General features: G+C 49.7%; 1 rRNA gene. It reads right to left on the bottom strand.

The features are described 5' to 3' along the window. Positions 1 to 292 (bottom strand): 23S ribosomal RNA (locus HP552_RS00165); the annotation flags it as partial.

The raw sequence follows: 292 nt of genomic DNA, 5'->3' as shown, positions 1-292 counted from the left end.
CTTCCTCAGGAACCCTTAGGCTTTCGGCGGATCAGATTCTCACTGATCTTTTCGTTACTCATACCGGCATTCTCACTTGTATAATGTCCAGCGCTCCTTACGGTACACCTTCAACCCTTATACAACGCTCCCCTACCCCTGATGCAAGCATCAAGCCATAGCTTCGGTGGTGTGTTTAGCCCCGTTACATTTTCGGCGCAGAGTCACTCGACCAGTGAGCTATTACGCACTCTTTCAATGGTGGCTGCTTCTAAGCCAACATCCTGGTTGTCTGTGCAACTCCACATCCTTT

This window comes from Paenibacillus xylanilyticus, assembly GCF_013359935.1.
In the GTDB taxonomy this organism is placed as follows: domain Bacteria; phylum Bacillota; class Bacilli; order Paenibacillales; family Paenibacillaceae; genus Paenibacillus; species Paenibacillus xylanilyticus.
This window is presented reverse-complemented; position numbering and strand designations above follow the sequence as displayed.